We start from the raw sequence: 1972 nt of genomic DNA, 5'->3' as shown, positions 1-1972 counted from the left end.
GCGTCGGCATCGAGATGAAGATCCAGCTATTCGACGCCACCATCGCCTGGGGCAAGCTGGCGACGCAGGAATTCGACGCCTTCGTGATGTCCTACCCCTATGTCTCGGCCGGCGACGCGCTGAACCTGTATTTCCAATCGGCCAACCGCCCCACCCCGAACCGGATGAACTGGGCCGACGAACAGACCGACACCTGGCTGACCCAGGCGCGCACCGCGCTCGATCCGGCGGCGCGCAAGATCGCCCTGGGCAATGTCCAGCGTCAGCTCACCGAGGCCAATGTCTGGATACCCCTGGTGCGCGAGCAGCTCTGGCTGGCAAGCTCCCGGCGGACGCAGGGCGCACGGGCGCATGGGCTTTACGGCATCGGGCTGTACAAGGGCCTGGACATCACGGTTGGGAAATAGCGGCACATGACCACCACCGTCATCCGCAACGCCGATTTCGTCATCGCCTGGGACGCCGGCGAGGGGTCGCACAGCTACATGCCCGGCGCCGATGTCGCCTATGAGGACGGGGTGATCCGCTTCGTCGGCCGCGACTACGCGGGCCCCGCCGACGCGGTGGTGGACGGGCGCGGCTTCATGGTGATGCCCGGCCTGGTCAACATCCACTCCCACCCCAGCAGCGAGCCGATGAACAAGGGGCTGACCGACGAGGTCGGCACCCCGGGCCTGTACAATTCCTCGCTGTACGAATACCTGCCGATCTTCCGCGGCGATGCGGAGGCGGTGCCGGATTGCGTGCGGGTGGCGCTGTCGGAACTGCTGATGTCCGGCGTCACCACGGTCGCCGACCTGTCGATGGCGCATCCCGGCTGGCTCGACCTGCTGGCCGAATCGGGCATGCGGGTGTGCATCGCGCCGATGTTCCGCTCGGCGCGCTGGTTCACCAAGAACGGCCATCTGGTGGAATACGCCTGGGACGAGGCGGCCGGCGAGAAGCAGATGGCGGAGGCCTTCTCGCTGATCGAACGCGCCGAGCAGCATCCCTCCGGCCTGCTGTTCGGCATGGTGGTGCCCGCCCAGATCGACACCTGCAGCGAGACGCTGCTGCGCGAAAGCGCGCAGGAAGCCCGCGCCCGCGGCCTGTCCTGGCAGATCCACGCCGCGCAATCGGTGTCTGAATTCCACGAGATCACCCGCCGCCACGGCGAGACGCCGATCGGCTGGCTGGACCAGATGGGGCTGCTGAACGAGCGCGCCATCATCGGCCATGGCATCTTCCTCGACGACCACCCCTCGACCCGCTGGCACACCAGCCGCGACCTGTCCCGCCTGGCCGAGACCGGCACCACGGTGGCGCATTGCCCCACGGTGTTCGCCCGGCGCGGCATCACCATGAAGGATTTCGGCCGCTACCGCCGCGCCGGGGTCAACATGGGCATCGGCACCGACACCTATCCGCACAACATGCTCGACGAGATGCGCCTGGTGGCCTATCTCGCCCGCACCCAGGCCACCGACCCGCGCACCCTGTCCAGCGCCGATCTGTTCATGGCGGCCACCATCGGCGGCGCCAAGGCCCTGGGGCGGGAGGATATCGGCCGGCTGGCGCCGCTGTGCCGGGCGGACATGGTGATGGTGGACATCACCCATCCGCGCATGCGCCCGGCGCGCGACCCGCTGCGCAGCCTGATCTACGCCGCCGGCGACCGGGCGGTGCACACGGTGATCGTCGACGGCCGCCGGGTGGTGGAGGATGGCCGGCTGCTGACCATCGACTACGCCCAGGCCGCGCTGCACCTGCATGAAGCGCAGCAGCGGGTGATGGAGCGGGTGCCCAATCTCGACTGGGCGCACCGGCATGTCGACCAGATCTCACCCCCGACCTTCAGGACAACATGAGCGATCTTCTTTCCATCGAGGGCCTGCGCACGGTGTTCCGCACCGGCGCCGGCGACAGGCCCAGCAGGTCCTGGCCGTCGAACATCACCCGCCCGGCGGCGATGCGCGCCGTGCGTGGCAGCCGC

The 1972-nt window shown here is 68.7% G+C and carries 1 protein-coding gene and 1 pseudogene; both read left to right on the top strand.

From position 1 onward, the window contains the following. Positions 1–407: pseudogene (locus AC3XYG_RS06240) on the top strand (ABC transporter substrate-binding protein); the annotation flags it as partial. Positions 408–413: 6 nt separating this feature from the next. Beyond that, entirely contained in the window at positions 414–1847 is a 1434-nt protein-coding gene (locus AC3XYG_RS06235) for an amidohydrolase family protein (protein ID WP_489138946.1), read from the top strand. Positions 1848–1972: the final 125 nt, after the last annotated feature.

The sequence above is a fragment of the Inquilinus sp. genome (genome assembly GCF_057815775.1).
The sequence above is the reverse complement of the archived record's forward strand: the minus strand, read 5'-3'. Positions and strand labels throughout refer to the sequence as shown.